The organism is Mycobacterium sp. E2462 (genome assembly GCF_001672685.1).
Taxonomy (GTDB): Bacteria; Actinomycetota; Actinomycetes; order Mycobacteriales; family Mycobacteriaceae; genus Mycobacterium.
Map to the genome: position 1 here is coordinate 1 of NZ_LZKC01000176.1, position 21,730 is coordinate 21,730.

Genomic DNA, 21,730 nt, shown 5'->3' on the forward strand with positions numbered 1-21,730 from the left:
CCTTCACCCGGATGCCGCTGGGCGGCGACGACCCCGAATACACCGCGGCGACCCGCGGCGCCGCCGCGCCGGTCATCGCGGTGCTGTCCTCCTACGGCCTCGACGGCGACGCGGCGTTCTACGCGGCCCTGGAGTTCTGGTCGGCCCTGCACGGGTTCGTGCTGCTCGAGATGACCGGCGTCATGGACGACATCGACACCGACGCGTTGTTCTCCGACATGGTGCTGCGGTTGGCGGCCGGGGTGGAACGGCGCACCGCGCACAACGGCGCCGCGGGCTGACCCCGCCCGGGCCGGGTCCGGCGTCGACGCCGCTTTGACCTGCGTGACCGGCGGCGGGTATTGTGGGGGCTCGTGCCTGGCGGCTTACGGCGCCTAACCGTAAGGAAGTGAATGCCGGGCGAATTCGCATGTCCACGATGCTTCGGACTTTCGTCCGGTGCCCGGCGCGTGCGACACACCCGGACGCGGGGTAGCGCGGCCGGACAAAACCGCAGTACCGAGACGTGAATAACGCCAGCAAGACCAGAAGACTTTGCACATAGAGGAAGAAAGCCGGTAGATGCCAACCATTCAGCAGCTGGTCCGCAAGGGTCGCCGCGACAAGGTCGCGAAGGTCAAGACCGCGGCCCTCAAGGGCAGCCCGCAGCGTCGTGGCGTGTGCACCCGCGTGTACACCACCACCCCGAAGAAGCCGAACTCGGCGCTTCGCAAGGTCGCGCGCGTGAAGCTGACCAGCCAGGTCGAGGTCACCGCGTACATCCCGGGTGAGGGCCACAACCTGCAGGAGCACTCGATGGTGCTGGTGCGTGGTGGCCGGGTGAAGGACCTGCCTGGTGTGCGCTACAAGATCATCCGCGGTTCGCTCGACACCCAGGGCGTGAAGAACCGCAAGCAGGCTCGCAGCCGTTACGGCGCCAAGAAGGAGAAGAGCTGATGCCGCGCAAGGGCCCCGCGCCGAAGCGTCCGCTGGTCAACGACCCCGTCTACGGATCGCAGCTGGTCACCCAGCTGGTCAACAAAGTTCTGCTGGACGGGAAGAAATCGCTGGCTGAGCGCATTGTTTATGGTGCGCTCGAACAAGCTCGGGACAAGACCGGCACGGATCCGGTGATCACCCTCAAGCGCGCCATGGACAACGTTAAGCCCTCCCTCGAGGTGCGGAGCCGCCGCGTGGGCGGTGCGACGTACCAGGTTCCGGTCGAGGTGCGTCCGGACCGCTCGGTGACGCTGGCCCTGCGTTGGCTGGTCAGCTTCTCCAAGCAGCGTCGCGAGAAGACCATGGTCGAGCGGCTGGCGAACGAGATCCTGGACGCCAGCAACGGCCTGGGTGCCGCGGTCAAGCGACGCGAGGACACCCACAAGATGGCCGAGGCAAACCGCGCCTTCGCGCACTATCGCTGGTGACCGCCCCGGCGGTCACGCCGGAGGCCAGTAAGACAGCAACCAAGCAACCGAAAGAGTGGGAAGACTTCTGTGGCACAGAAGGACGTGCTGACCGACCTGACGAAGGTCCGCAACATCGGCATCATGGCGCACATCGACGCCGGCAAGACGACGACGACGGAGCGCATCCTCTACTACACCGGTATCAGCTACAAGATCGGTGAGGTCCACGATGGCGCAGCCACCATGGACTGGATGGAGCAGGAGCAGGAGCGGGGGATCACCATCACCTCCGCCGCCACCACCTGCTTCTGGAACGACAACCAGATCAACATCATCGACACCCCCGGCCACGTCGACTTCACCGTCGAGGTGGAGCGCAGCCTGCGCGTGCTCGACGGCGCCGTCGCGGTGTTCGACGGCAAGGAGGGCGTCGAGCCCCAATCCGAGCAGGTGTGGCGGCAGGCCGACAAGTACGACGTCCCGCGGATCTGCTTCGTCAACAAGATGGACAAGATCGGCGCCGACTTCTACTTCTCCGTGAAAACCATGGAGGACCGGCTCGGCGCCAACGTCATCCCGATTCAGCTCCCCGTCGGCTCCGAGGGCGACTTCGCGGGCGTCGTCGACCTGGTCGAGATGAAGGCCAAGGTGTGGAGCTCCGAGGCCAAGCTCGGCGAGAAGTACGACGTGGTCGACATCCCGGCCGACCTGCAGGAGCGGGCCGACGAGTACCGCACCAAACTGCTCGAGGCGGTCGCCGAGACCGACGAGGCGCTGCTGGAAAAGTACCTCGGCGGTGAAGAGCTCAGCGTCGCCGAGATCAAGGCAGCCATCCGCAAGCTGACCATCAGCTCGGAGGCCTACCCGGTGCTGTGCGGCAGCGCGTTCAAGAACAAGGGCGTGCAGCCCATGCTGGACGCGGTCATCGACTACCTGCCGTCGCCGCTGGACGTGCCGCCCGCCGAGGGCCACGTTCCGGGTAAGGAAGACGAGCTGATCACGCGCAAGCCGTCGACCGACGAGCCGTTCTCGGCGCTGGCGTTCAAGGTCGCCACGCACCCGTTCTTCGGCAAGCTGACCTACGTCCGGGTCTACTCGGGCAAGGTCGACTCCGGCAGCCAGGTGATCAACTCCACCAAGGGCAAGAAGGAGCGGCTGGGCAAGCTGTTCCAGATGCACTCCAATAAGGAGAACCCGGTGGAGACGGCGTCGGCCGGGCACATCTACGCGGTGATCGGGCTGAAGGACACCACCACCGGTGACACCCTGAGCGACCCGAACCAGCAGATCGTGCTCGAGTCGATGACCTTCCCGGACCCGGTCATCGAGGTGGCCATCGAGCCCAAGACCAAGAGCGACCAGGAGAAGCTGTCGCTGTCGATCCAGAAGCTCGCCGAGGAGGACCCGACCTTCAAGGTGCACCTGGATCAGGAGACGGGCCAGACCGTGATCGGCGGCATGGGCGAGTTGCACCTGGACATCCTGGTGGACCGCATGCGCCGCGAGTTCAAGGTCGAGGCCAACGTCGGTAAGCCGCAGGTGGCCTACAAGGAGACCATCCGTCGCAAGGCGGAGAACGTCGAGTTCACCCACAAGAAGCAGACGGGTGGTTCCGGCCAGTTCGCGAAGGTCATCATCAACCTCGAGCCGTTCACCGGCGAGGACGGTGCGACCTACGAGTTCGAGAACAAGGTCACCGGTGGCCGCATCCCGCGGGAGTACATCCCGTCCGTGGACGCCGGCGCCCAGGACGCCATGCAGTACGGCGTGCTGGCGGGCTACCCGCTGGTGAACCTGAAGGTCACCCTGCTCGACGGCGCCTTCCACGAGGTCGACTCGTCGGAAATGGCGTTCAAGATCGCCGGTTCCCAGGTGCTGAAGAAGGCCGCGCAGCAGGCGCAGCCGGTGATCCTGGAACCGATCATGGCCGTCGAGGTCACCACGCCCGAGGATTACATGGGCGACGTGATCGGCGACCTGAACTCCCGCCGTGGCCAGATCCAGGCCATGGAGGAGCGGAGTGGCGCGCGCGTGGTGAAAGCGCACGTGCCGCTGTCGGAGATGTTCGGCTACGTCGGCGACCTGCGGTCCAAGACTCAAGGCCGGGCGAACTACTCCATGGTGTTCGACTCGTACTCCGAGGTTCCGGCGAACGTGTCGAAGGAGATCATCGCGAAGGCGACGGGCCAGTGAGTGCCAACTCACTGGCACGGAGCCGAGCAATCGTGCATCGCGAAGGCGACGGGTCAATAGTCATCGCTTCGGAGTAACCTTGCCCGGTCACGACCGCGGCACAACGGAAAACATCAACACTGCTTTAACAAGCACCAACAAGTCCAGGAGGACACAGAAGTGGCGAAGGCGAAGTTCGAGCGGACGAAGCCGCACGTCAACATCGGGACCATCGGTCACGTTGACCACGGCAAGACGACGCTGACCGCGGCTATCACCAAGGTCCTGCATGACAAGTACCCCAACCTGAACGAGTCGCGGGCCTTCGACCAGATCGACAACGCGCCCGAAGAGCGTCAGCGCGGTATCACCATCAACATCTCGCACGTCGAGTACCAGACCGAGAAGCGGCACTACGCCCACGTGGACGCCCCCGGTCACGCCGACTACATCAAGAACATGATCACCGGTGCCGCGCAGATGGACGGCGCCATCCTGGTGGTCGCGGCGACCGACGGCCCGATGCCGCAGACCCGCGAGCACGTGCTGCTGGCCCGTCAGGTCGGCGTGCCCTACATCCTGGTCGCGCTGAACAAGGCCGACATGGTCGACGACGAGGAGCTTCTCGAGCTCGTCGAGCTGGAGGTCCGCGAGCTGCTGGCCGCCCAGGAGTTCGACGAGGAGGCCCCCGTGGTCCGCGTCTCGGCGCTCAAGGCGCTCGAGGGTGACGCCAAGTGGGTCGAGTCCGTCGAGCAGCTGATGGACGCCGTCGACGAGTCCATTCCGGACCCGGTCCGCGAGACCGACAAGCCGTTCCTGATGCCCGTCGAGGACGTCTTCACCATCACCGGTCGTGGCACCGTGGTGACCGGCCGCGTCGAGCGCGGCATCATCAACGTCAACGAGGAGGTCGAGATCGTCGGCATCAAGCCGACCAGCACCAAGACCACCGTCACCGGCGTCGAGATGTTCCGCAAGCTGCTCGACCAGGGCCAGGCCGGCGACAACGTCGGGCTGCTGCTGCGCGGTATCAAGCGTGAGGACGTCGAGCGGGGCCAGGTCGTCACGAAGCCCGGCACCACCACGCCGCACACCGAGTTCGAGGGCCAGGTCTACATCCTGTCCAAGGACGAGGGTGGCCGGCACACGCCGTTCTTCAACAACTACCGCCCGCAGTTCTACTTCCGGACCACGGACGTGACCGGTGTGGTGACGCTGCCGGAGGGCACCGAAATGGTGATGCCCGGTGACAACACCAACATCTCGGTGAAGCTGATCCAGCCCGTCGCCATGGACGACGGCCTGCGGTTCGCGATCCGCGAGGGCGGCCGCACCGTCGGCGCCGGCCGGGTCACCAAGATCATCAAGTAGTTCTGGCAATCGACGAAGCCCGGGCCGCCTCGCGGTCCGGGCTTTGTCGTGTGCGCGGTCGCGGTAGGGCGGTAAAGCGCGCGGTGAGCCCACCTGCTCCGTTACACTCGAGTCAATAGCGGACCGATGGCCAACGCTGGCCAGGGGAGGTGCCGATGTCGTTCGTATACGCGACACCCGAGTACGTCGCCGCTGCGGCGACGGACCTAGCGAACATCGGTTCGACGATCACGTCGGCCAATTCGCTGGCGGTGGGCCCGACGTCCGGCGTCCTGGCGCCGGGCGCCGACGAGGTATCGGCCAGCATCGCGGCGTTGTTCGACGCGCACTCCCAGGTCTACCAGGCGCTGAGCGCTCAGGCGGCGGCGTTCCACACGCAGTTCGTGCAGCTGATGAACGGTGGCGCGACACAGTACGCCCTGGCCGAGGCCGCCAACGCCTCGCCGCTGCAGACCGCGGCCGGGCCGGCCACGATGGCGGCGCAGGTGCCGGCCGCCACGGCCGGGACGAGTGCGTTGCCCGCGGCGCCCGCCGCGCCCTTGGCGGCGGCGGTCGCGCCGGCCTCGGTAGCGGCCCCGGTGCCCGCGCCGGCCGGGACACCGATCGCGGCGGCCCCGGCGTCGGCGACCCTGACCACGGCCAGCGGCACCGTCACGCCCGCGCGCGCGGTGCCGCCGGCGTACGCTCCGGCCACCACCCAACCCGCGGCCCGGGCGAGCGCGCCGGTTGCCGCGGCGCCGCCCGAAGCCCCGGAGGCCGCCGCGCCACCGGGATTGCCGGTGTCGCCCCCGACGCCCGCGTCGGCGGCCCCGCCCGTCACCGCGGCAAAGGCCGCCTCCTCTTCGGGCTCCGCGTCCCACGCGACGCCGACCGGCGTGCGGCCCGCGCTGACACCGCCGTCGCCACAGCGCTGAGCAAAGTTGCGCGGAAGTCGCTCGCCGCGCCGACTCCGGCGTTAATCTGACACGCAAAATCCCGGCGCGGGAGGAGCGGCACATGTTGGCGCGCTACCTGAAGGCTCAGCTGATCGTCTTGTTGTGCGGCGGGCTGGTTGGGCCGATCTTCCTGATCGCGTACTTCTCCCTCGGCTACGGGAGCCTGCTGCAGTGGATGTTCTACGCCGGGTTGATCGTCACCGCGGCGGACATCTTGGTCGCGCTGGCCCTGGCCAACGTCGGGGCGAAGTCGGCGGCCAAGAACGCGGCGCTGGAGCACAACGGCGTCCTCGCCCTGGCCACCATCACCGGCGTGACCGAGACCGGCACCTGGATCAACAACCAGCAGGTCGTCAAGGTCCGCCTGCACATCTCGGGTCCCGGGCTGGTGCCGTTCGACAGCGAGGACCGCGTCATCGCCAGCGTCACCCGGTTGGGCAACCTCAGCGCCCGCAAAGTGGTGGTGCTGGTCAACCCCACCAGTGGCGAGTACCGAATCGACTGGGAGCGCAGCGCTTTGGTGAACGGCCTGGTGCCCGCGCAGTTCACCGTGGCCGAGGACAACCGGACCTACGACCTGAGCGGTCAGGCCGGACCGTTGCTGGAGATCCTGCGGATCCTCAAGGCCAACAACGTGCCGTTGGATCGCATGGTCGACATCCGGGGCAACCCGGCGTTGCGCGGGCAGATTCAGGCGGTGGTGCGCCGGGCGGCCCAGCCGCAGGCGCAGCCGGCGCAGGCCGGCGGGCCCGGCGCCCCGGCACCCGCGTCGGTCGCGCAGCGGCTCGACGAGCTCAAGGCCCTGCACGCCGGCGGCGTCCTGACCGACGAGGAATACCAGAGCCGGCGCGCTCAGATCATCTCCGAGATCTGATTTAGAACACGTTCCAGTTCCGCTGCTAACCTGACTTCGTCGACTCGGCGGGTCGACTCTTCGGGTCGACTGTGCGGAAGGGAAGGCCTCATGGGACAGGCAGGATCGCTGCAGGGACGCGTCGCCTTCGTCACCGGCGCCGCGCGCGGGCAGGGGCGGTCGCATGCGGTGCGGCTCGCCCGCGAGGGCGCCGACATCGTGGCGCTGGACATCTGCGCTGCCGCGTCGCCCAGCGTGACGTACCCGGCCGCGACCCCGGAAGACCTCAGCGAGACCGTTCGCCTGGTGGAGGACGAGGGACGCAAGGTGCTGGCCCGCGAGGTCGACATCCGCGACGACGCCGCGCTGCGCGCCCTCGTCGCCGACGGCGTCGAGCAGTTCGGCCGGCTCGACATCGTGGTCGCCAACGCCGGCGTGCTCAGTTGGGGACGGGTCTGGGAACTGACCGATGAGCAGTGGGACACCGTCATCGGCGTGAACCTCACGGGCACGTGGCGCACGCTGCGCGCGACGATTCCCGCGATGATCGAGGCGGGCAACGGCGGCTCGATCGTGGTCGTCAGCTCGTCGGCCGGGGTGAAGGCCACGCCGGGCAACGGTCACTATTCGGCCAGCAAGCACGGGCTCACCGCGCTGACCAACACTCTGGCGATCGAGCTCGGCGAATACGGCATCCGGGTCAACTCCATCCACCCGTATTCGGTGGAGACGCCGATGATCGAGCCCGAGGCCATGATGAAGCTCTTCGCCACGCACGGCAGCTTCATCCACAGTTTCCCGCCAATGCCGTTGCAACCCAACGGTTTTATGAGCGCCGACGAGGTGGCCGACGTGGTGGCGTGGCTCGCCGGTGACGGCGCCGGCACGGTGACGGGCACGCAGATTCCCGTGGACAAGGGTGCCTTGAAGTACTGATCCGGCGATCGTGTATGAACACCACGTGACCAGTAGCGAAGGCGTCGGGCATCCCGGCAAGGGCATCGTCATCGTCGGCGGCGGGCTCGCCGCCGCCCGAACGGCCGAGCAGCTGCGCCGGTCGGACTACGCCGGACCCGTCACCATCGTCAGCGACGAAGTGCACCTACCGTACGACCGCCCGCCGCTGTCCAAAGAGGTGCTGCGCAAGGAGGTCGACGAGACGGCGCTCAAACCGCGCGAGTGGTACGACGAGCACAACATCACCCTGCGGTTGGGCGCCGCCGCCACGCGTCTGGACACCGCGGCGCAGACGGTCACGCTGGCCGACGGCACCGTCCTCGGCTACGACGAACTGGTGATCGCCACCGGCCTGGTGCCACGGCGCATCCCCAACTTCCCGAACCTCGACGGCGTCCGCGTGTTGCGGTCGTTCGACGAGAGCCTGGCGCTGCGCGAGCACGCATCCTCGGCGCAGCGCGCCGTCGTCATCGGGGCCGGGTTCATCGGTTGCGAGGTCGCGGCCAGCCTGCGCTCCCTTGGCGTGCCGGTGACCCTGGTGGAACCGCAGCGCACGCCCCTGGCGTCGGTGCTCGGCGAGCAGATCGGCGAGCTGGTGGCGCGGCTGCACCGCGCCGAGGGCGTCGACGTGCGCCTCGGCGTCGGCGTGGCCGAGGTGCGTGGCGACGGGCACGTGGAGGCGGTGGTGCTCAGCGACGGCACCGTGCTGGCGGCGGACCTGGTGGTCGTCGGCATCGGGTCGCGGCCGGCCACCGAATGGCTCGAGGGCAGCGGCGTCGAGGTCGACAGCGCCGACAAGGGCGTGATCTGCGACCAGGCGGGCCGCACCAGTGTCGCCAACGTGTGGGCACTCGGCGACGTCGCGTCCTGGCGCGACGCCACCGGACATCAAGCGCGCGTGGAACATTGGAGCAACGTCGCCGACCAGGCCCGCGCCGTGGTGCCCGCCATGCTGGGGCAGGACGCGTCGTCGGTCGTGGTGGTGCCGTACTTCTGGAGCGATCAGTACGATGTCAAGATCCAGTGCCTGGGGGAGCCGGAGGCGCAGGACATCGTGCACCTCGTCGAGGATGACGGCCGCAAGTTCCTCGCCTATTACGAGCGCGACGGCGTGGTGGTCGGTGTGGTCGGCGGCGGCCTGCCCGGCAAGGTGATGAAGGCGCGCGCCAAGATCGCCGCCGGCGCCCCGATCACCGACGTGCTCGGCTGACCGGCTGCGCCCCGAACGGCTGGGCGGCTATTGCCAATTCACCGGCGGGCCGTGCGCGTGGCACTCGCCGAGCAGCGCGCGCTCGCCGTCGGGCCAGGTGCGCGCCCGCACCAGGAACCTGATCGGGCCGCCGGACTCGTCGCGGGCCGGTTCCAGGGTGAGGTGGGCGAAGGGGGACCGTGCGTCGGCCCGCGCGGCCACCGCGTCGATGCCCGCGCGCACCGCCTCCCGCTCGTGCGTGGGGAGGTACTGCCAGGTGATGGAGTGCCACAGCACGGTCAACGCGCCGTCGGCAACGGTGAGGCCGGCGACCGCGTCGGCCGCCGTGCACCGCTGCAGCCGGGCGGGGACCTCGCGCGCGACCGCGATGGCTCCGCGTAGCCGCTGCAGCCGCGCGCGTTGGTCCGGCCAGACGTAACTCAACACCGTCGTCTCTCCGTCGGGCGTGCCGACGTCGATGGGCGCGATGTCGTAGCCGCACCGCTCGACGATGCGCAGCGGACCCTGCGGCGGTAGGGCGCCGCGCCAGGCGTCGTCGACGGTGACCGGCGAGTCGGCAGGTCCCCACTGGCCGCCGGTGAACAGGTAACGGTAGCGGTCCGCCCGCAGGTTCAGCCCGGCGCTCGACCCGATCTCGAAAAGCCGTATCGGATAACCGAATTCGCTGTTGATTCGCAGCAGGCCGCCGATCAGGGCCGCCGCCCGGCCCACCTCGTTGGTTTGCGGCGGCTGTTCGAGTGCGGCGCGCAGCGCGGACAGGTGATCCGCCGCGGCGGCGCGGATCTCGGGCCACGCCGCACCGGCGTCCCACACACCGCCCGTGCTCGGGTACCAGCGCCGCAGCGCCGCTGCCCGTCCGTCGAGCGCCAGCCGGTGCAGCCCGCCGAGCAGCCGCAGGGGCATCGCCTGACCCGCCGGGGCGTCCTCGTGGTCCGCCAGGATTGCGGCGAACACGCCGCCGGCTTCGAAGTCGCCGGCCACCAGTTCGAGGAGTTCGCCGTACATCGGCGATCCCGACGCCGCGCAGAACCGGCCCTGCGAGCGCAGGGTGTGCACCAGGTGGCCGGCGGTCACGAGGCGAGCCGATCGAGCCCGGCGCCCACGACGTCAAAGGCGTTGCCGAGGGCGACCGGCAGCGGGACGGACTCGTCGGACAGCCAGTGTTCGTACGCCGACAGCGCCACCCCCAGCATGGTCCAGGCCACCGTCTGCGGCATGAGGTCAGAGGTCTTGCGGCCGAAGCGATGCGCCACGAAGCCCGCGATCACCTCCCGCCAGCCGGCATACATTGTCATCGAATATGCCTGCAGCTCCGGGGTTTGCAGGATGACCCGCATTCGCTGGCGGTGCCGCGCGGTCTCCGATTCGTCGAAGGTGTTGAACGCCAACAGCGCCGAGCGCAGCGCCGCGCCGGGGCCCACCCGCGGGTCGACGTGGTCCAGAAGGTCCTGCAGGTGCGCCAGGTGATCGTCGAAATCACCCCAGGGGATGGCGTTCTTCGACGCGTAGTAACGAAACAGCGTTCGGCGGGAGATGCCGGCGGCCTGGGCGACGTCGTCGACGCTGACCTCGGCGAATCCGTGGGCGGCGAACAGCGCGAGCGCGACATCGGTGATTTGAAGCGGAGTCGTGGAACGGCGTCGACCCACCCGCGGCTGCGGTCCCATCGATTCCGCCCTTCCGTTTCGGCACTCGATGCCATATTCTGTCCACGATTGTGACCTGAGACTCATCGTTGTCAAGACCCGACGAAAGGCAAGGCCCATGGAGAACGAAACCGAAACCGGCACCGAGCTCGTCACCGAGAGCCTGGTCGAAGAGGTGTCGATCGACGGCATGTGCGGGGTCTACTGACCCGCCGTGTTCGACGTTGATCGCGGCTGGCGGGTGCACCCGCAGGTGGCGGTGCGGCCCGAACCCTTCGGCGCGCTGCTGTACCACTTCGGCACCCGCAAGCTGTCCTTTCTGAAGAACCGCACCATCCTCACCGTGGTGCGTTCGCTGGCCGATCACCCCGATGTCCGCTCCGCCTGCCGCGCGGCGGGAGTCGACGACGCCGAGCAGGGCCCGTACCTGCACGCGTTGGGCGTGCTGGCCGATTCCCACATGCTAGTGCCGCAGGAGGACCGTCAATGACCGTGGCCGTACCCCGCCTGATCGAACAGTTCGAACTGGGCCTGGACGCCCCGATCTGCCTGACCTGGGAGCTCACCTACGCCTGCAACCTGGCCTGCGTGCACTGCCTGTCGTCGTCCGGCAAGCGCGATCCCCGCGAGCTGACGACGCGTCAATGCAAGGACGTCATCGACGAGCTGGAACGCATGCAGGTGTTCTACGTCAATATCGGCGGCGGCGAACCCACTGTGCGCCCGGACTTTTGGGAGCTGGTCGACTATGCGACCGCGCACCACGTCGGGGTGAAGTTCTCCACCAACGGCGTGCGGATCACCCCGGAGGTCGCCACCCGGCTGGCCGCCAGCGACTACGTCGACGTGCAGATCTCGCTCGACGGCGCCACCGCCGAGGTCAACGACGCGGTCCGCGGACCCGGGTCGTTCGCGATGGCCGTGCGGGCGCTGGAGAACCTGGCGGCGGCGGGTTTCAAAGACGCCAAGATCTCCGTCGTCGTCACCCGGCACAACGTCGACCAGCTCGACGAATTCGCCGCGCTGGCAAGCCGTTACGGCGCCACCCTGCGGATCACCCGGCTGCGCCCATCGGGCCGCGGCGCCGATGTGTGGGACGAACTGCACCCCACCCCGGCCCAGCAGGTGACGCTGTACGACTGGCTGGTGGCCAAGGGGGAGCGGGTGCTCACCGGCGACTCGTTTTTCCACCTGGCGCCGCTGGGCTCGTCCGGCGCGCTGGCCGGCCTGAACATGTGCGGGGCCGGGCGCGTGGTGTGCCTGATCGACCCGGTGGGCGACGTCTACGCCTGCCCGTTCGCCATCCACGACCGCTTCCTGGCCGGAAACATACTGAGCGACGGGGGATTCGACAACGTCTGGAAGAACGCCCCGCTGTTCCGCGAGCTGCGCGAGCCGCAGTCCGCGGGTGCCTGTGGCAGCTGCGGGCACTACGACAGTTGCCGCGGCGGCTGCATGGCGGCCAAGTTCTTCACCGGCCTGCCGCTGGACGGGCCGGACCCCGAGTGCGTCCAGGGGCACAGCACCGCGGCGCTGGCCGCTCAGCGTGAGACCCCGCGGCCCCGCGCCGACCACTCCCGCGGTCGCCCCATCAGCGCGCCGGTGCCGCTGACGCTGTCCCTGCGTCCGCCGGCCCGCCTGTGTAACGAAAGCCCGGTGTAGTCATGCCCGCCTGGTTCGAAACGGTCGCCATCGCCCAGCAGCGCGCCAAGCGCCGGCTCCCGAAATCGGTGTATTCGTCGCTCATTTCGGCGAGCGAGAAGGGCATCACGGTCGCCGACAATGTGGCGGCGTTCAGCGAACTCGGCTTCGCGCCGCACGTCGTCGGCGCGCAGGAGAAGCGGGACCTGTCGACGACGGTGCTGGGCCAGGACATCTCGCTGCCGGTCCTCATCTCGCCGACCGGGGTGCAGGCCGTCGATCCCGACGGCGAGGTGGCCGTGGCGCGGGCGGCGGCGGCGCGGGGGACGGCGATGGGGCTGTCCTCGTTCGCCAGCAAGCCCATCGAGGACGTCATCGCCGCCAACCCCAAAGTGTTCTTCCAGGTGTACTGGCTCGGCGGGCGCGATGCCATCGCCGCCCGCGTGCAACGGGCGCGCGAGGCCGGCGCGGTCGGGTTGATCGTGACCACCGACTGGAGCTTCTCGCACGGCCGCGACTGGGGCAGCCCCGCCATCCCCGAGTCGATGAACCTCAAGACCATCCTGCGGCTTTCCCCGGAGGCGGTGACGCGTCCCCGCTGGCTCTGGCAGTTCGGCAAGACCCTGCATCCGCCCGAGCTGCGGGTGCCCAACCAGGGCCGCCGCGGCGAGCCCGGCCCGCCCTTCTTCCAGGCCTACGGGGAGTGGATGTCCACGCCGCCGCCGACCTGGGAGGACATCGCCTGGTTGCGCGAGTTGTGGGGCGGCCCCTTCATGCTCAAGGGTGTGATGCGGGTGGACGACGCCAAAAGGGCAGTGGACGCCGGGGTTTCGGCCATCTCGGTGTCGAACCACGGCGGCAACAACCTGGACGGCACCCCGGCCTCGATCCGCGCGCTGCCCGCGATTGCGGCCGCCGTCGGCGACGAGATCGAGGTGCTGCTCGACGGTGGCATCCGCCGCGGCAGCGACGTGGTGAAGGCCGTGGCGCTGGGCGCGCGGGCCGTGATGATCGGGCGCGCCTACCTGTGGGGCCTGGCCGCGGCGGGCCAGGCCGGCGTGGAGAACGTACTCGACATCCTGCGCGGGGGCATCGACTCGGCGCTGATGGGCCTGGGCCGTGCCTCGGTGCACGACCTCGGCCCCGACGACATCCTGGTGCCGCCGGACTTCGTCCGCGCCCTGGGAGCGGGCCCCGCCGGGAATTGACGGCCGGGCAACTCCTGGTACTGGCGGGGCAACCGTGACGGACGAGCCTGGATATTCGAACGCGCTGTGAATCGGCCGGGAAAAAATTTGTTTTCACTATTCAACAATTGGTGCACTACAGGTTAATTCGGCCTACCATCACCGAGTGCCCGTACTCGGCGAATTAGGAACGGCGACGTCGAGCCAGCTATCGGCTATGTCGCCGTCGATAATGGTCCCCGTGGGGTCGACCGAACAGCACGGTCCGCACCTGCCGCTGGATACCGACACCCGCATCGCGGACGCAGTCGCCCGCGGTTCGGCGCTGCGCCTCGAGCCGCACTGGCTGGTCGCGCCGGCCATCGCCTACGGCGCCAGCGGGGAGCACCAGAGTTTCGCCGGCACCATCTCGATCGGCACCGAGGCGCTGACGACCCTGCTGGTCGAGTACGGCCGCTCGGCCGCACAATGGGCCCGGCGCCTCGTCTTCGTCAACGGTCACGGCGGCAACGTCACCGCGCTGCGCGACGCCGTCAGCCGGCTGCGGTCCGAGGGCCGCGACGCCGGCTGGAGCCCCTGCGCGGCCGCCGGCGGCGACGCGCACGCCGGCCACACCGAAACGTCGGTGTTGCTGCACATCTCGCCGACCGCCGTGTTGACCGACCGGTGGCTGCCTGGCAACCAGTCGCCGCTGCCCGAGCTGCTCGGGTCGATGCGGCGCGGGGGAGTGGCGGCGGTCAGCCCGGTGGGGGTGCTCGGCGACCCGACCACCGCGACCGCCGTCGACGGCCGGCGCATCCTCGCCGAAATGGTCGACGGGTGCGTGCGCCGGGTGGCCCGCTGGTTGCCCGGGCCGGACGGGATGCTCACATGAGCCAACCTCGGCTGCCGGACGGCTTCGCCGTTCAGGTCGATCGCCGCGTGCGGGTGCTCGGCGACGGGTCGGCACTGCTCGGCGGGTCGCCGACCCGGCTGCTCAAGCTGGCCCCGGCCGCGCAGGACATGCTGTGCGACGGTCGGCTGAAGGTTCGCGACGACGTCAGCGCGCAGCTGGCCCGCACTCTGCTGGACGCCACGGTGGCGCACCCCCGGCCGGCGGGTGGCCCGTCGCACCGCGACGTCACGGTGGTAATCCCGGTGCGGGACAACATCTCCGGCGTGCGCCGACTGGTCAGCTCGCTGCGCGGGTTGCGTGTCATCGTGGTCGACGACGGTTCGTTCCCGCCGATCGAGCCCGAGGACTTCGTGGGCGCCCACTGTGACATCGAGGTGCTGCGTCACCCCCGCAGCCGGGGGCCGGCCGCGGCCCGCAACACCGGCCTGGCCGCCTGCGCGACGGAGTTCGTCGCTTTCCTGGATTCCGACGTGGCGCCCCGCCGAGGCTGGCTGGAAGCACTGCTCGGGCACTTCTGCGACCCCACCGTCGCCGTCGCGGCGCCCCGCATCGTCGGCCTGTCGCACAGCGAGAACGCGGTCGCCCGCTACGAGGCGGTACACTCCTCGCTGGACCTGGGTGGCCGCGAGGCGCCGGTGTTGCCGCACAGCACGGTCTCGTATGTGCCCAGCGCGGCGATCATCTGCCGCTGTTCGGCGCTGCGCGGGGTCGGCGGGTTCGACGAGACCCTGCATTCCGGTGAAGACGTCGATTTGTGCTGGCGGCTCATCGAGGCCGGCGCCCGGTTGCGCTACGAGCCGATCGCGCTGGTGGCCCACGATCACCGCACCCAGCTGCGGGATTGGCTGGCGCGCAAGGCTTTCTACGGCGGCTCGGCGGCCCCGCTGTCGGTGCGACACCCGGACAAGACGGCGCCCGTGGTGATCTCCGGGTGGGCGCTGATGACGTGGATCCTGATGGCGTTCGGCACCGGCCTCTCGCAGCTGGCATCGCTGGTGCTCGCGGTGCTGACCGGCCGGCGGATCGCCAGGGCGATGCGGTGCGCCGAGACGTCGCTGACCGACGTGGTGCTGATCGCCGCGCGGGGCCTGTGGTCGGCGGCGCTGCAGCTGGCGTCCGCCCTGTGCCGGCATTACTGGCCGCTGGCGCTGCTGGCCGCGCTGGCATCCCGCCACTGCCGGCGGGTGCTGCTGGTCGCGGCGGTGATGGACGGCGTGGTGGATTGGCTCCGCCGCCGCGATGCCATCGGCGACGACGTCGAGCCGATCGGGCTGCCGACCTATCTGCTGCTCAAACGGGTCGACGACCTGGCCTACGGCCTGGGGCTATGGTGGGGCGTGCTGCGGGAACGTAACGTCCGCGCCCTCAAACCACAGATTCGGAACTAAGCCAGCACCTTGACCGCCGCCGCCCCGCACAGCGACGTGCTGATCGTCGGTGCCGGCAGCGCCGGATCGGTTGTCGCCGAGCGGCTTTCCGCCGACTCGAGGTGCGCGGTAAGCGTGGTCGAGGCGGGACCGGCGTTGGAAGACCCCGGGCTGCTGGCCCAGACCGCGAACGGTCTGCAGCTGCCGATCGGCGTCGGCAGCCCGCTGGTGCAGCGCTACCAGAGCCGCCTCACCGACGCGCCGGCCCGTCACCACCCGATCGTGCGGGGGGCCACCGTGGGGGGCTCGGGGGCGGTCAATGGCGGCTACTTCTGCCGCGCGCTGCCGGCCGACTTCGACCGCCTGGCGCTGCCCGGCTGGGCCTGGGCCGATGTCCTGGACAGCTACCGCGCCATCGAAACCGACCTGGACTTCGACGGGCCCGCCCACGGCCGCGACGGCCCCATCCTGGTGCGGCGCACCCGCGACATGACTGGCACCACCGAGCGTTTCATCGCCGCGGCGCAGCGGGCCGGGTTCGGCTGGATCGCCGACCTCAACGATTGCGGCCCGCACGCCGCCCCGGGCGTGGGCGCCGTGCCGCTCAACATCGTCGACGGTGTGCGCCGCGGGCCGGGCGCCGCCTTCCTGCTTCCGGCGCTGGACCGCCCCAACCTGACCCTGCACGCGCGGACCCGGGTGCTGCGGTTGCGCTTCGCCCGCGGGACGGTGGTGGGCGCCGAGGCGCTCGGACCCGACGGCGCGGTGCTGCTGACCGCAGACCGAATCGTGTTGTGCGCCGGCGCGATCGAGACCGCACACCTGCTGATGCTGTCCGGCGTCGGCGACGCCGATACGCTGACAGCGGCGGGGGTGCCGGTGCAGGCGTCGTTGCCCGTGGGCGCCGCGGTCAGCGACCATCCCGAGTGGGTGCTGCCCACCGATTGGGCGGTGGCGCCGGGCCGTCCGGTGCTCGAGGTGGTGCTCGGTACGGCCGATGGTCTCGAAATACGGCCCTACACAGGTGGTTTCGTCGCCATGACCGGTGACGGCACCGCCGGGCACCCGGACTGGCCGCACCTCGGGGTGGCACTCATGCGGCCGCGGGCCCGTGGCCGTGTCAGGCTGGCCTCCGCCGATCCGGACGTCCCGCCGCTCGTCGAGCACCGCTACGACAGCGAACCCGACGACGTCGCGGCGCTGCGGCGGGGCAGTGAACTGGCGCGCGAATTGGCCGGTGCCGCAGCACATGTGGCCGAGCCTGCTTGGTCCACGTCGCAGCACCTGTGTGGCAGTGCCCCGATGGGCCGCGACGATGACCCGCTGGCGGTCGTCGACACCCGGTGCCGCGTGCACGGCATCGAAAACCTCTGGGTGATCGACGGTTCCGTTCTGCCGGCGGTCACCAGCCGTGGGCCACACGCGACCATCGTGATGATCGCGCACCGGGCGGCGGGGTTCGTCGGCTGAAGGCCGAAACGCGGGCGGACCGCCGCGGGGTGACTGCCAGCATCGACCCCGCAACGGCCCGCCCGAAGCGGTGGCGGCATCATGCGGTCCACGTAGATGGCCACGACAAGTGGCTGGGCGCGCGCAGGAGTGCGTCGCGCGGACAATGCGTCGCAATATTCGTGGACGGCACGACCGCCATCTCATTGTCCGACGGCTTCGTGCGTGTTTCTGTCAGTTACCCCCTTTCGTCGATCCGCGAAAAGCCTTGCCGGCGCGGAGGTGAACGCTGCCGCGCCCATATCGGCGGGGCCGGCCAGCGGCCCCGGCTGACGCGCGAGCGCGTCGAGGCCGTGCGGCGCGGGGCGATGGTGCCGATCGCCGTGGCGGTGTGTCTCGGGAGCGCCCGCGCGGCGGGCAACTCGCCTGCCGGGTGGCGAACCGGCATGCCCGGCCGGCGCAGGCGGATCCACTCGGCCTCCACGATCGCCGCCGCCTCGCTGATCGCCGCGCATGCCAGCTCGTCCACGCTCGCCACGCCCATCAACACCACATCCACCTCGCCGTGCAGAGATGATTTGTATCTGTCGATATAGATTCGGTGATACCAGAATCGGCGCGCCGCCGCAAGACTTCCCTAGGTCGAATGTTCTGGCGGACAAGGGTATTGGCCGCAACCACGGCGGCCGGTCAGCGGCGCGCCAGCAACCGCCGCACCGGTCGCAGCTGGCGGCCGTCACGCCCGGGCGCCCACAGCCCGATCACCACGGCGGCCACCGCCACGATCACCGCCATCACCATCGTCGACGCGTGCAACGCCGTCAGGAACGCGGCCTTGCTCGCCTCGGCGAGTTGGGCGCCCTGCGGACCCATCCGGTGCGCCACCTCGACCGCCCTGGCCAACGAGTCGCCGGCCGGGTCACGCACCTGCGCGGGCAGGCCCGCCAGCCGCGGCGCCAATTCGTGCGAATAGCGCCCGGCCAGAATCGAACCGGCTACGGCAATGCCCAGCGCGCCGCCCATTTCGCGCGAGGTGTCGTTCACCGCGGACGCGACGCCCTGCTTCTCGTCGGGCACCGCGCCCATGATGGCCGAAGTCGTTGGCGCCGTGCAGAACCCGATGCCCGTCGCGAGTATCAAGGTGGGCCAGGTGAAGTCGATGAACGACGAATGCAGGTCCAGCTGGTACATGCAGGCGAATCCGACCGCCATCAAGAGCATGCCGACGAACAGCACCACCCGCAGCCCCAGCCGCGGCACGTACCAGAACGACAGTGCCGAGAAGATGCCCAGCGGCACCATGAACGGGCCGAACGACAGCGCCGTCGTCAGCGCCGAGAACCCCATGATCTGCTGGACGTACTGCATGCCGAGGTAGAAGAACCCGAAAGTGGCGCCGAACAGCACGACGATGGCCGCGACGCCGGTGGCGAAGTTCGGGTCGCTGAACAGCCGCACGTCCAAAAGCGGTTGCGGGCGGCGGAATTCGACCACGCCGAATGCGACGGTGATGACGGCCCCGGCGACCAGTCCGCCCCACACCAGGGCGTCGGCCCAGCCCCGCGAGGGCGCCTCCAAGATCGCGAACACCGCGATCGCTACCGCCGAGCCGATGAGCACCGCGCCGAGCCAGTCGACCCGCGGGGCGTCGGTCTCCCGCGACGACGCCACGGTGCACCCGAGGGCGAAGATGAGCAGGCCCGCGGCGCCGAGCGCCCAGAAGATGGCGTGCCAGTCGCAGAACCGCAGCAGCAGGCCCGACCCGAGCATGCCCAGCACCCCGCCGGAGCCGGCGGTGCCGGCCCAGATGCCGACGGCCTTGATGCGGTCCTCCTTCGGGTACGCCACGGTCAGCAGCGACAGCGTGGCCGGCATCACGAATGCGGCGCCGGCCCCCGCCACCGCCCGGCCGGCGATGATCTGGTCGGGATCGTGCAGCACCGCCGGCGCCGCGGAGCCGAGCGCGAACACCACCAGCCCCGAAAGCAGTGCGCCCCGCCGCCCGTAACGGTCGCCGATGGCGCCGGCGGGCAACAGCAGGCAAGCAAGGGCCAGCGTGTACCCGTCGACGATCCAGGTGAGCTGCGTCTGGGTGGCCGAGGTGGCCACCGCGAGGTCGCCGAGCGCGGTGTTCAGCGCCGTCATCGACGCGACGACGAGGGCGACGCCCATGCAGGCGACGGTCAGGGTCCAGGCGCGCGCCCGGGGGCTACCGCCCAGACCGATTCCGTCAGTACGCTGGTCGGGCCGGGCAAGGGTTTCGACCATGAGGTGCGCCTCCTCGGGGCGTGCGAAGTTTCGAGACCATAAGTCTTGTAGGTAGACCGACAGTCTCGTTTTCAAACGCGGAGGTGCGAAACGACTACCGGCGGGACCACCGATCCGCGGCCAGCGCGCTCGCAGGCGCGTTTGCTGGAAGCCGCCGTCGCGTTGCTGCGCACGGGCGGCCCGAGCGCGGTGACCGTCGACGCGGTGACGCGCACGGCCAACGTCGCCCGCGCGACCCTGTACCGGCACTTTCCCAGCGGCAACGACCTGCTGGCAGCGGCCTTCAACAGCCTGATCCCGCCGTCGCCGACCCCGCCGGCGGCCGGTTCGCTGCGCGACCGGCTGGTCGCGGTGGTGCTCGCGCAGGCCGAGGCGGTCGCCCAGGCGCCCGCCGTCATGACGGCGATGTCGTGGCTGGCGCTGGGCCGAGACCTGGACGGGATTCCCGAACCGCAACACAGCGCCGCCGACAGCTCGGCGATCACGACGCTGCGCGAACGCATCGCCCAGCAGTACGCGGCACCCTTCGACGCCATCTTCGACAGTCCCGACGCGGCCGAGCTGGGGGAGGTCGACCGGTCGCGGGCGATCGCCCTGCTGATCGGACCGCTGGTGCTGGGCCGGCTGTCGACGTTGCCGGATTTCGACTATCGGGAGTGCGCGCTCGCGTCGGTCGACGGCTTCCTCTATGTCCAGCGGGCGGCCGCTCGGGCGGGCGCGGCGGGGGTGGAATCCGCGGGCGCCTGAGGCCCCGGAAGCCCGTGGCAGCGAGATTTTGATCGGGCCCTGATCTAGGGCATACTGTTCGGGTTGCCTTGGGCGAGGTTTGCGCCTGGCCGGGCATACGACCAGCGCCCACACGGGCGCGTCCGGTCACATCCTTGAGCGCGACACATTTCGGTCGGGGATGAGGCTGCGTGAGGGTGACACACCCGACCGCGGGGGCCGGTGGACCACGACAGGTAAACAGCGGCGCAGTATCCGGCGCGACGCTCGAACGGCCCGACAGCGGGCCGATTCGATCGCGGGCCGGTGGCACCAGGTCCGGAAACGGACATCAAGTGGAGTGAGGGTAGGAGAAGCGTGGCGGGACAAAAGATCCGCATCAGGCTCAAGGCCTACGACCATGAGGCTATCGACGCGTCGGCGCGCAAGATCGTCGAGACCGTCGTCCGAACGGGTGCCAGTGTCGTAGGTCCGGTGCCGCTGCCGACCGAGAAGAACGTGTACTGCGTCATCCGCTCGCCGCACAAGTACAAGGACTCGCGCGAGCACTTCGAGATGCGTACGCACAAGCGGCTGATCGACATCCTCGACCCGACGCCGAAGACCGTCGACGCGCTGATGCGCATCGACCTTCCGGCCAGTGTCGACGTCAACATCCAGTAGGAGATCCAGATACTCATGGCAAGAAAAGGCATTCTGGGTACCAAGCTGGGCATGACGCAGGTGTTCGACGAGAACAACAGGGTCGTCCCGGTGACGGTGGTCAAGGCCGGACCCAACGTGGTGACCCGGATCCGCACCCCCGAGCGCGACGGCTACAGCGCCGTGCAGCTCGCCTACGGCGAGATCAGCCCCCGCAAGGTCAACAAGCCGGTCACCGGTCAGTACGCCGCCGCGGGCGTCAACCCGCGTCGCTTCCTGGCCGAGCTGCGCCTGGAGAACCCCGAGGCGGCCGCCGAGTACGAGGTCGGCCAGGAGCTGACGGCGGAGATCTTCGCCGACGGCGCCTACGTCGACGTCACCGGCACGTCCAAGGGCAAGGGCTTCGCCGGCACCATGAAGCGGCACGGCTTCCGCGGTCAGGGCGCCAGCCACGGCGCCCAGGCGGTGCACCGTCGTCCCGGCTCCATCGGTGGCTGTGCCACCCCGGCCCGCGTGTTCAAGGGCACGCGGATGGCCGGCCGGATGGGCAACGACCGGGTGACGGTTCAGAACCTGGTGGTGCACAAGGTTGATCCCGAGAACGGCGTGCTGCTCATCAAGGGCGCGGTCCCCGGCCGCACCGGTGGACTCGTGGTGGTCCGCAGCGCGGTCAAACGAGGTGAGAAGTAATGGCTCTCAAAATTGACGTGAAGACGCCGGACGGCAAGACCGACGGCTCCATCGAGCTGCCGGCCGAATTGTTCGACGCCCCGGCCAATATCGCGCTGATGCACCAGGTGGTGACCGCCCAGCGGGCGGCCGCGCGCCAGGGCACGCACGCCACCAAGACGCGTGGCGACGTCAGCGGTGGTGGCCGTAAGCCCTACCGGCAAAAGGGAACCGGTCGCGCCCGTCAGGGTTCGACGCGGGCCCCGCAGTTCACCGGTGGTGGCGTGGTGCACGGCCCGCAGCCGCGTGATTACGCCCAGCGCACGCCCAAGAAGATGATCGCCGCCGCGTTGC

24 protein-coding genes are annotated in these 21,730 nt (G+C 69.6%); 21 read left to right on the forward strand and 3 right to left on the reverse strand.

Going from position 1 to position 21,730, the window contains the following annotated elements:
* The 9 genes from A5714_RS08380 to A5714_RS08420 form a co-directional block, all read left to right on the forward strand.
* Positions 1–281 (forward strand): TetR-like C-terminal domain-containing protein (locus A5714_RS08380; RefSeq protein WP_197513560.1); only part of this gene is annotated, 281 nt, incomplete at its 5' end.
* A 280-nt stretch (positions 282–561) separates the two neighbouring features.
* On the forward strand, positions 562–936 hold the full coding sequence (gene rpsL, locus A5714_RS08385; RefSeq protein WP_007767794.1) for a 30S ribosomal protein S12: 375 nt from the start codon (positions 562–564) through the stop codon (positions 934–936).
* Positions 936–1,406 carry a 30S ribosomal protein S7 gene (rpsG, locus tag A5714_RS08390; protein ID WP_066869309.1) on the forward strand — a complete coding sequence of 157 codons (471 nt, stop codon included), beginning with the start codon at positions 936–938 and terminating at the stop codon, positions 1,404–1,406. Before rpsL ends, rpsG begins: the two co-directional genes overlap by 1 nt.
* 69 nt (positions 1,407–1,475) lie before the next feature.
* Positions 1,476–3,581 (forward strand): elongation factor G, encoded by a 2,106-nt coding sequence (gene fusA, locus A5714_RS08395; RefSeq protein WP_068284507.1) that lies wholly within the window; start codon positions 1,476–1,478, stop codon positions 3,579–3,581.
* A 159-nt stretch (positions 3,582–3,740) separates the two neighbouring features.
* Positions 3,741–4,931 (forward strand): elongation factor Tu, encoded by a 1,191-nt coding sequence (gene tuf / locus A5714_RS08400; RefSeq protein ID WP_068073454.1) that lies wholly within the window; start codon positions 3,741–3,743, stop codon positions 4,929–4,931.
* A 155-nt stretch (positions 4,932–5,086) separates the two neighbouring features.
* Positions 5,087–5,845, forward strand: coding sequence for a PE family protein (locus tag A5714_RS25230; RefSeq protein WP_156747229.1), 759 nt, complete (start codon positions 5,087–5,089; stop codon positions 5,843–5,845).
* Between the two features lie 82 nt (positions 5,846–5,927).
* Positions 5,928–6,740 carry an SHOCT domain-containing protein gene (locus A5714_RS08410; protein WP_068284508.1) on the forward strand — a complete coding sequence of 271 codons (813 nt, stop codon included), beginning with the start codon at positions 5,928–5,930 and terminating at the stop codon, positions 6,738–6,740.
* Positions 6,741–6,830: 90 nt separating this feature from the next.
* A complete protein-coding gene (locus tag A5714_RS08415; protein WP_068284509.1) occupies positions 6,831–7,655 on the forward strand; it encodes a mycofactocin-coupled SDR family oxidoreductase in 825 nt (274 codons plus the stop codon).
* A 10-nt stretch (positions 7,656–7,665) separates the two neighbouring features.
* Positions 7,666–8,886 (forward strand): NAD(P)/FAD-dependent oxidoreductase, encoded by a 1,221-nt coding sequence (locus A5714_RS08420; RefSeq protein ID WP_068284510.1) that lies wholly within the window; start codon positions 7,666–7,668, stop codon positions 8,884–8,886.
* Between the two features lie 27 nt (positions 8,887–8,913).
* Here A5714_RS08420 and A5714_RS08425 read toward each other — a convergent pair whose 3' ends face one another.
* Together A5714_RS08425 and mftR are read right to left on the reverse strand one after the other, a co-directional pair.
* The gene (locus tag A5714_RS08425; protein ID WP_068284511.1) at positions 8,914–9,960 is read right to left on the reverse strand and encodes a DUF2332 domain-containing protein; all 1,047 of its coding nucleotides are present in this window, start codon (positions 9,958–9,960) and stop codon (positions 8,914–8,916) included.
* Positions 9,957–10,553 carry a mycofactocin system transcriptional regulator gene (mftR, locus tag A5714_RS08430; protein ID WP_068073447.1) on the reverse strand — a complete coding sequence of 199 codons (597 nt, stop codon included), beginning with the start codon at positions 10,551–10,553 and terminating at the stop codon, positions 9,957–9,959. Before mftR ends, A5714_RS08425 begins: the two co-directional genes overlap by 4 nt.
* 97 nt (positions 10,554–10,650) lie before the next feature.
* On the opposite strand from mftR, the gene mftA reads away from it, so the two are divergent.
* From mftA to A5714_RS26010, 8 genes are all read left to right on the forward strand, one after another.
* Complete coding sequence (gene mftA / locus A5714_RS08435; protein ID WP_068073445.1) at positions 10,651–10,740, forward strand: mycofactocin precursor MftA; 90 nt, start codon at positions 10,651–10,653, stop codon at positions 10,738–10,740.
* Positions 10,741–10,746: 6 nt separating this feature from the next.
* Positions 10,747–11,022: a mycofactocin biosynthesis chaperone MftB gene (gene mftB, locus A5714_RS08440; protein ID WP_068073444.1), complete on the forward strand. Its 276-nt coding sequence runs from the start codon at positions 10,747–10,749 to the stop codon at positions 11,020–11,022.
* The gene (mftC, locus tag A5714_RS08445; RefSeq protein WP_068073442.1) at positions 11,019–12,194 is read left to right on the forward strand and encodes a mycofactocin radical SAM maturase; all 1,176 of its coding nucleotides are present in this window, start codon (positions 11,019–11,021) and stop codon (positions 12,192–12,194) included. The genes mftB and mftC overlap by 4 nt, the downstream gene beginning before the upstream one ends.
* Positions 12,195–12,196: 2 nt before the next feature.
* Positions 12,197–13,381 carry a pre-mycofactocin synthase MftD gene (gene mftD, locus A5714_RS08450; protein ID WP_068073440.1) on the forward strand — a complete coding sequence of 395 codons (1,185 nt, stop codon included), beginning with the start codon at positions 12,197–12,199 and terminating at the stop codon, positions 13,379–13,381.
* A gap of 106 nt (positions 13,382–13,487) precedes the next feature.
* Positions 13,488–14,234, forward strand: coding sequence for a mycofactocin biosynthesis peptidyl-dipeptidase MftE (gene mftE / locus A5714_RS08455; protein WP_068073438.1), 747 nt, complete (start codon positions 13,488–13,490; stop codon positions 14,232–14,234).
* Complete coding sequence (mftF, locus tag A5714_RS08460) at positions 14,231–15,643, forward strand: mycofactocin biosynthesis glycosyltransferase MftF (RefSeq protein ID WP_068284513.1); 1,413 nt, start codon at positions 14,231–14,233, stop codon at positions 15,641–15,643. The genes mftE and mftF overlap by 4 nt, the downstream gene beginning before the upstream one ends.
* A 9-nt stretch (positions 15,644–15,652) precedes the next feature.
* Positions 15,653–17,092 (forward strand): mycofactocin system GMC family oxidoreductase MftG, encoded by a 1,440-nt coding sequence (mftG, locus tag A5714_RS08465; RefSeq protein WP_068284515.1) that lies wholly within the window; start codon positions 15,653–15,655, stop codon positions 17,090–17,092.
* Positions 17,093–17,253: 161 nt separating this feature from the next.
* The gene (locus tag A5714_RS26010; RefSeq protein WP_156747230.1) at positions 17,254–17,667 is read left to right on the forward strand and encodes a hypothetical protein; all 414 of its coding nucleotides are present in this window, start codon (positions 17,254–17,256) and stop codon (positions 17,665–17,667) included.
* Between the two features lie 94 nt (positions 17,668–17,761).
* Here A5714_RS26010 and A5714_RS08475 read toward each other — a convergent pair whose 3' ends face one another.
* Positions 17,762–19,339 (reverse strand): MFS transporter, encoded by a 1,578-nt coding sequence (locus tag A5714_RS08475; protein ID WP_068284519.1) that lies wholly within the window; start codon positions 19,337–19,339, stop codon positions 17,762–17,764.
* A 141-nt stretch (positions 19,340–19,480) separates the two neighbouring features.
* On the opposite strand from A5714_RS08475, the gene A5714_RS08480 reads away from it, so the two are divergent.
* The 4 genes from A5714_RS08480 to rplD all read left to right on the forward strand — a co-directional run.
* Positions 19,481–20,086: a TetR/AcrR family transcriptional regulator gene (locus A5714_RS08480; RefSeq protein WP_068073429.1), complete on the forward strand. Its 606-nt coding sequence runs from the start codon at positions 19,481–19,483 to the stop codon at positions 20,084–20,086.
* A 336-nt stretch (positions 20,087–20,422) separates the two neighbouring features.
* Positions 20,423–20,728 carry a 30S ribosomal protein S10 gene (rpsJ, locus tag A5714_RS08485; RefSeq protein ID WP_003873519.1) on the forward strand — a complete coding sequence of 102 codons (306 nt, stop codon included), beginning with the start codon at positions 20,423–20,425 and terminating at the stop codon, positions 20,726–20,728.
* Positions 20,729–20,743: 15 nt separating this feature from the next.
* Positions 20,744–21,397 (forward strand): 50S ribosomal protein L3, encoded by a 654-nt coding sequence (gene rplC, locus A5714_RS08490; RefSeq protein ID WP_068073427.1) that lies wholly within the window; start codon positions 20,744–20,746, stop codon positions 21,395–21,397.
* Positions 21,397–21,730, forward strand: a 334-nt coding sequence (gene rplD / locus A5714_RS08495; RefSeq protein ID WP_068284521.1) for a 50S ribosomal protein L4, incomplete at its 3' end; no start/stop codon positions are given. The genes rplC and rplD, both read left to right, overlap by 1 nt.

Excerpts from the sequence above, each read along its gene's own strand:
- A5714_RS25230 (WP_156747229.1), top strand. The coding sequence starts at position 5,087 with ATGTCGTTCGTATACGCGACACCCGAGTACGTCGCCGCTGCGGCGACG.
- rpsG (WP_066869309.1), top strand. The coding sequence starts at position 936 with ATGCCGCGCAAGGGCCCCGCGCCGAAGCGTCCGCTGGTCAACGACCCC.
- A5714_RS08415 (WP_068284509.1), top strand. The coding sequence starts at position 6,831 with ATGGGACAGGCAGGATCGCTGCAGGGACGCGTCGCCTTCGTCACCGGC.
- mftC (WP_068073442.1), top strand. The coding sequence starts at position 11,019 with ATGACCGTGGCCGTACCCCGCCTGATCGAACAGTTCGAACTGGGCCTG.
- A5714_RS08410 (WP_068284508.1), top strand. The coding sequence starts at position 5,928 with ATGTTGGCGCGCTACCTGAAGGCTCAGCTGATCGTCTTGTTGTGCGGC.
- mftF (WP_068284513.1), top strand. The coding sequence starts at position 14,231 with ATGAGCCAACCTCGGCTGCCGGACGGCTTCGCCGTTCAGGTCGATCGC.
- rpsL (WP_007767794.1), top strand. The coding sequence starts at position 562 with ATGCCAACCATTCAGCAGCTGGTCCGCAAGGGTCGCCGCGACAAGGTC.
- rplC (WP_068073427.1), top strand. The coding sequence starts at position 20,744 with ATGGCAAGAAAAGGCATTCTGGGTACCAAGCTGGGCATGACGCAGGTG.
- A5714_RS08475 (WP_068284519.1), bottom strand. The coding sequence starts at position 19,339 with ATGGTCGAAACCCTTGCCCGGCCCGACCAGCGTACTGACGGAATCGGT.
- mftR (WP_068073447.1), bottom strand. The coding sequence starts at position 10,553 with ATGGGACCGCAGCCGCGGGTGGGTCGACGCCGTTCCACGACTCCGCTT.
- mftA (WP_068073445.1), top strand. The coding sequence starts at position 10,651 with ATGGAGAACGAAACCGAAACCGGCACCGAGCTCGTCACCGAGAGCCTG.
- mftD (WP_068073440.1), top strand. The coding sequence starts at position 12,197 with ATGCCCGCCTGGTTCGAAACGGTCGCCATCGCCCAGCAGCGCGCCAAG.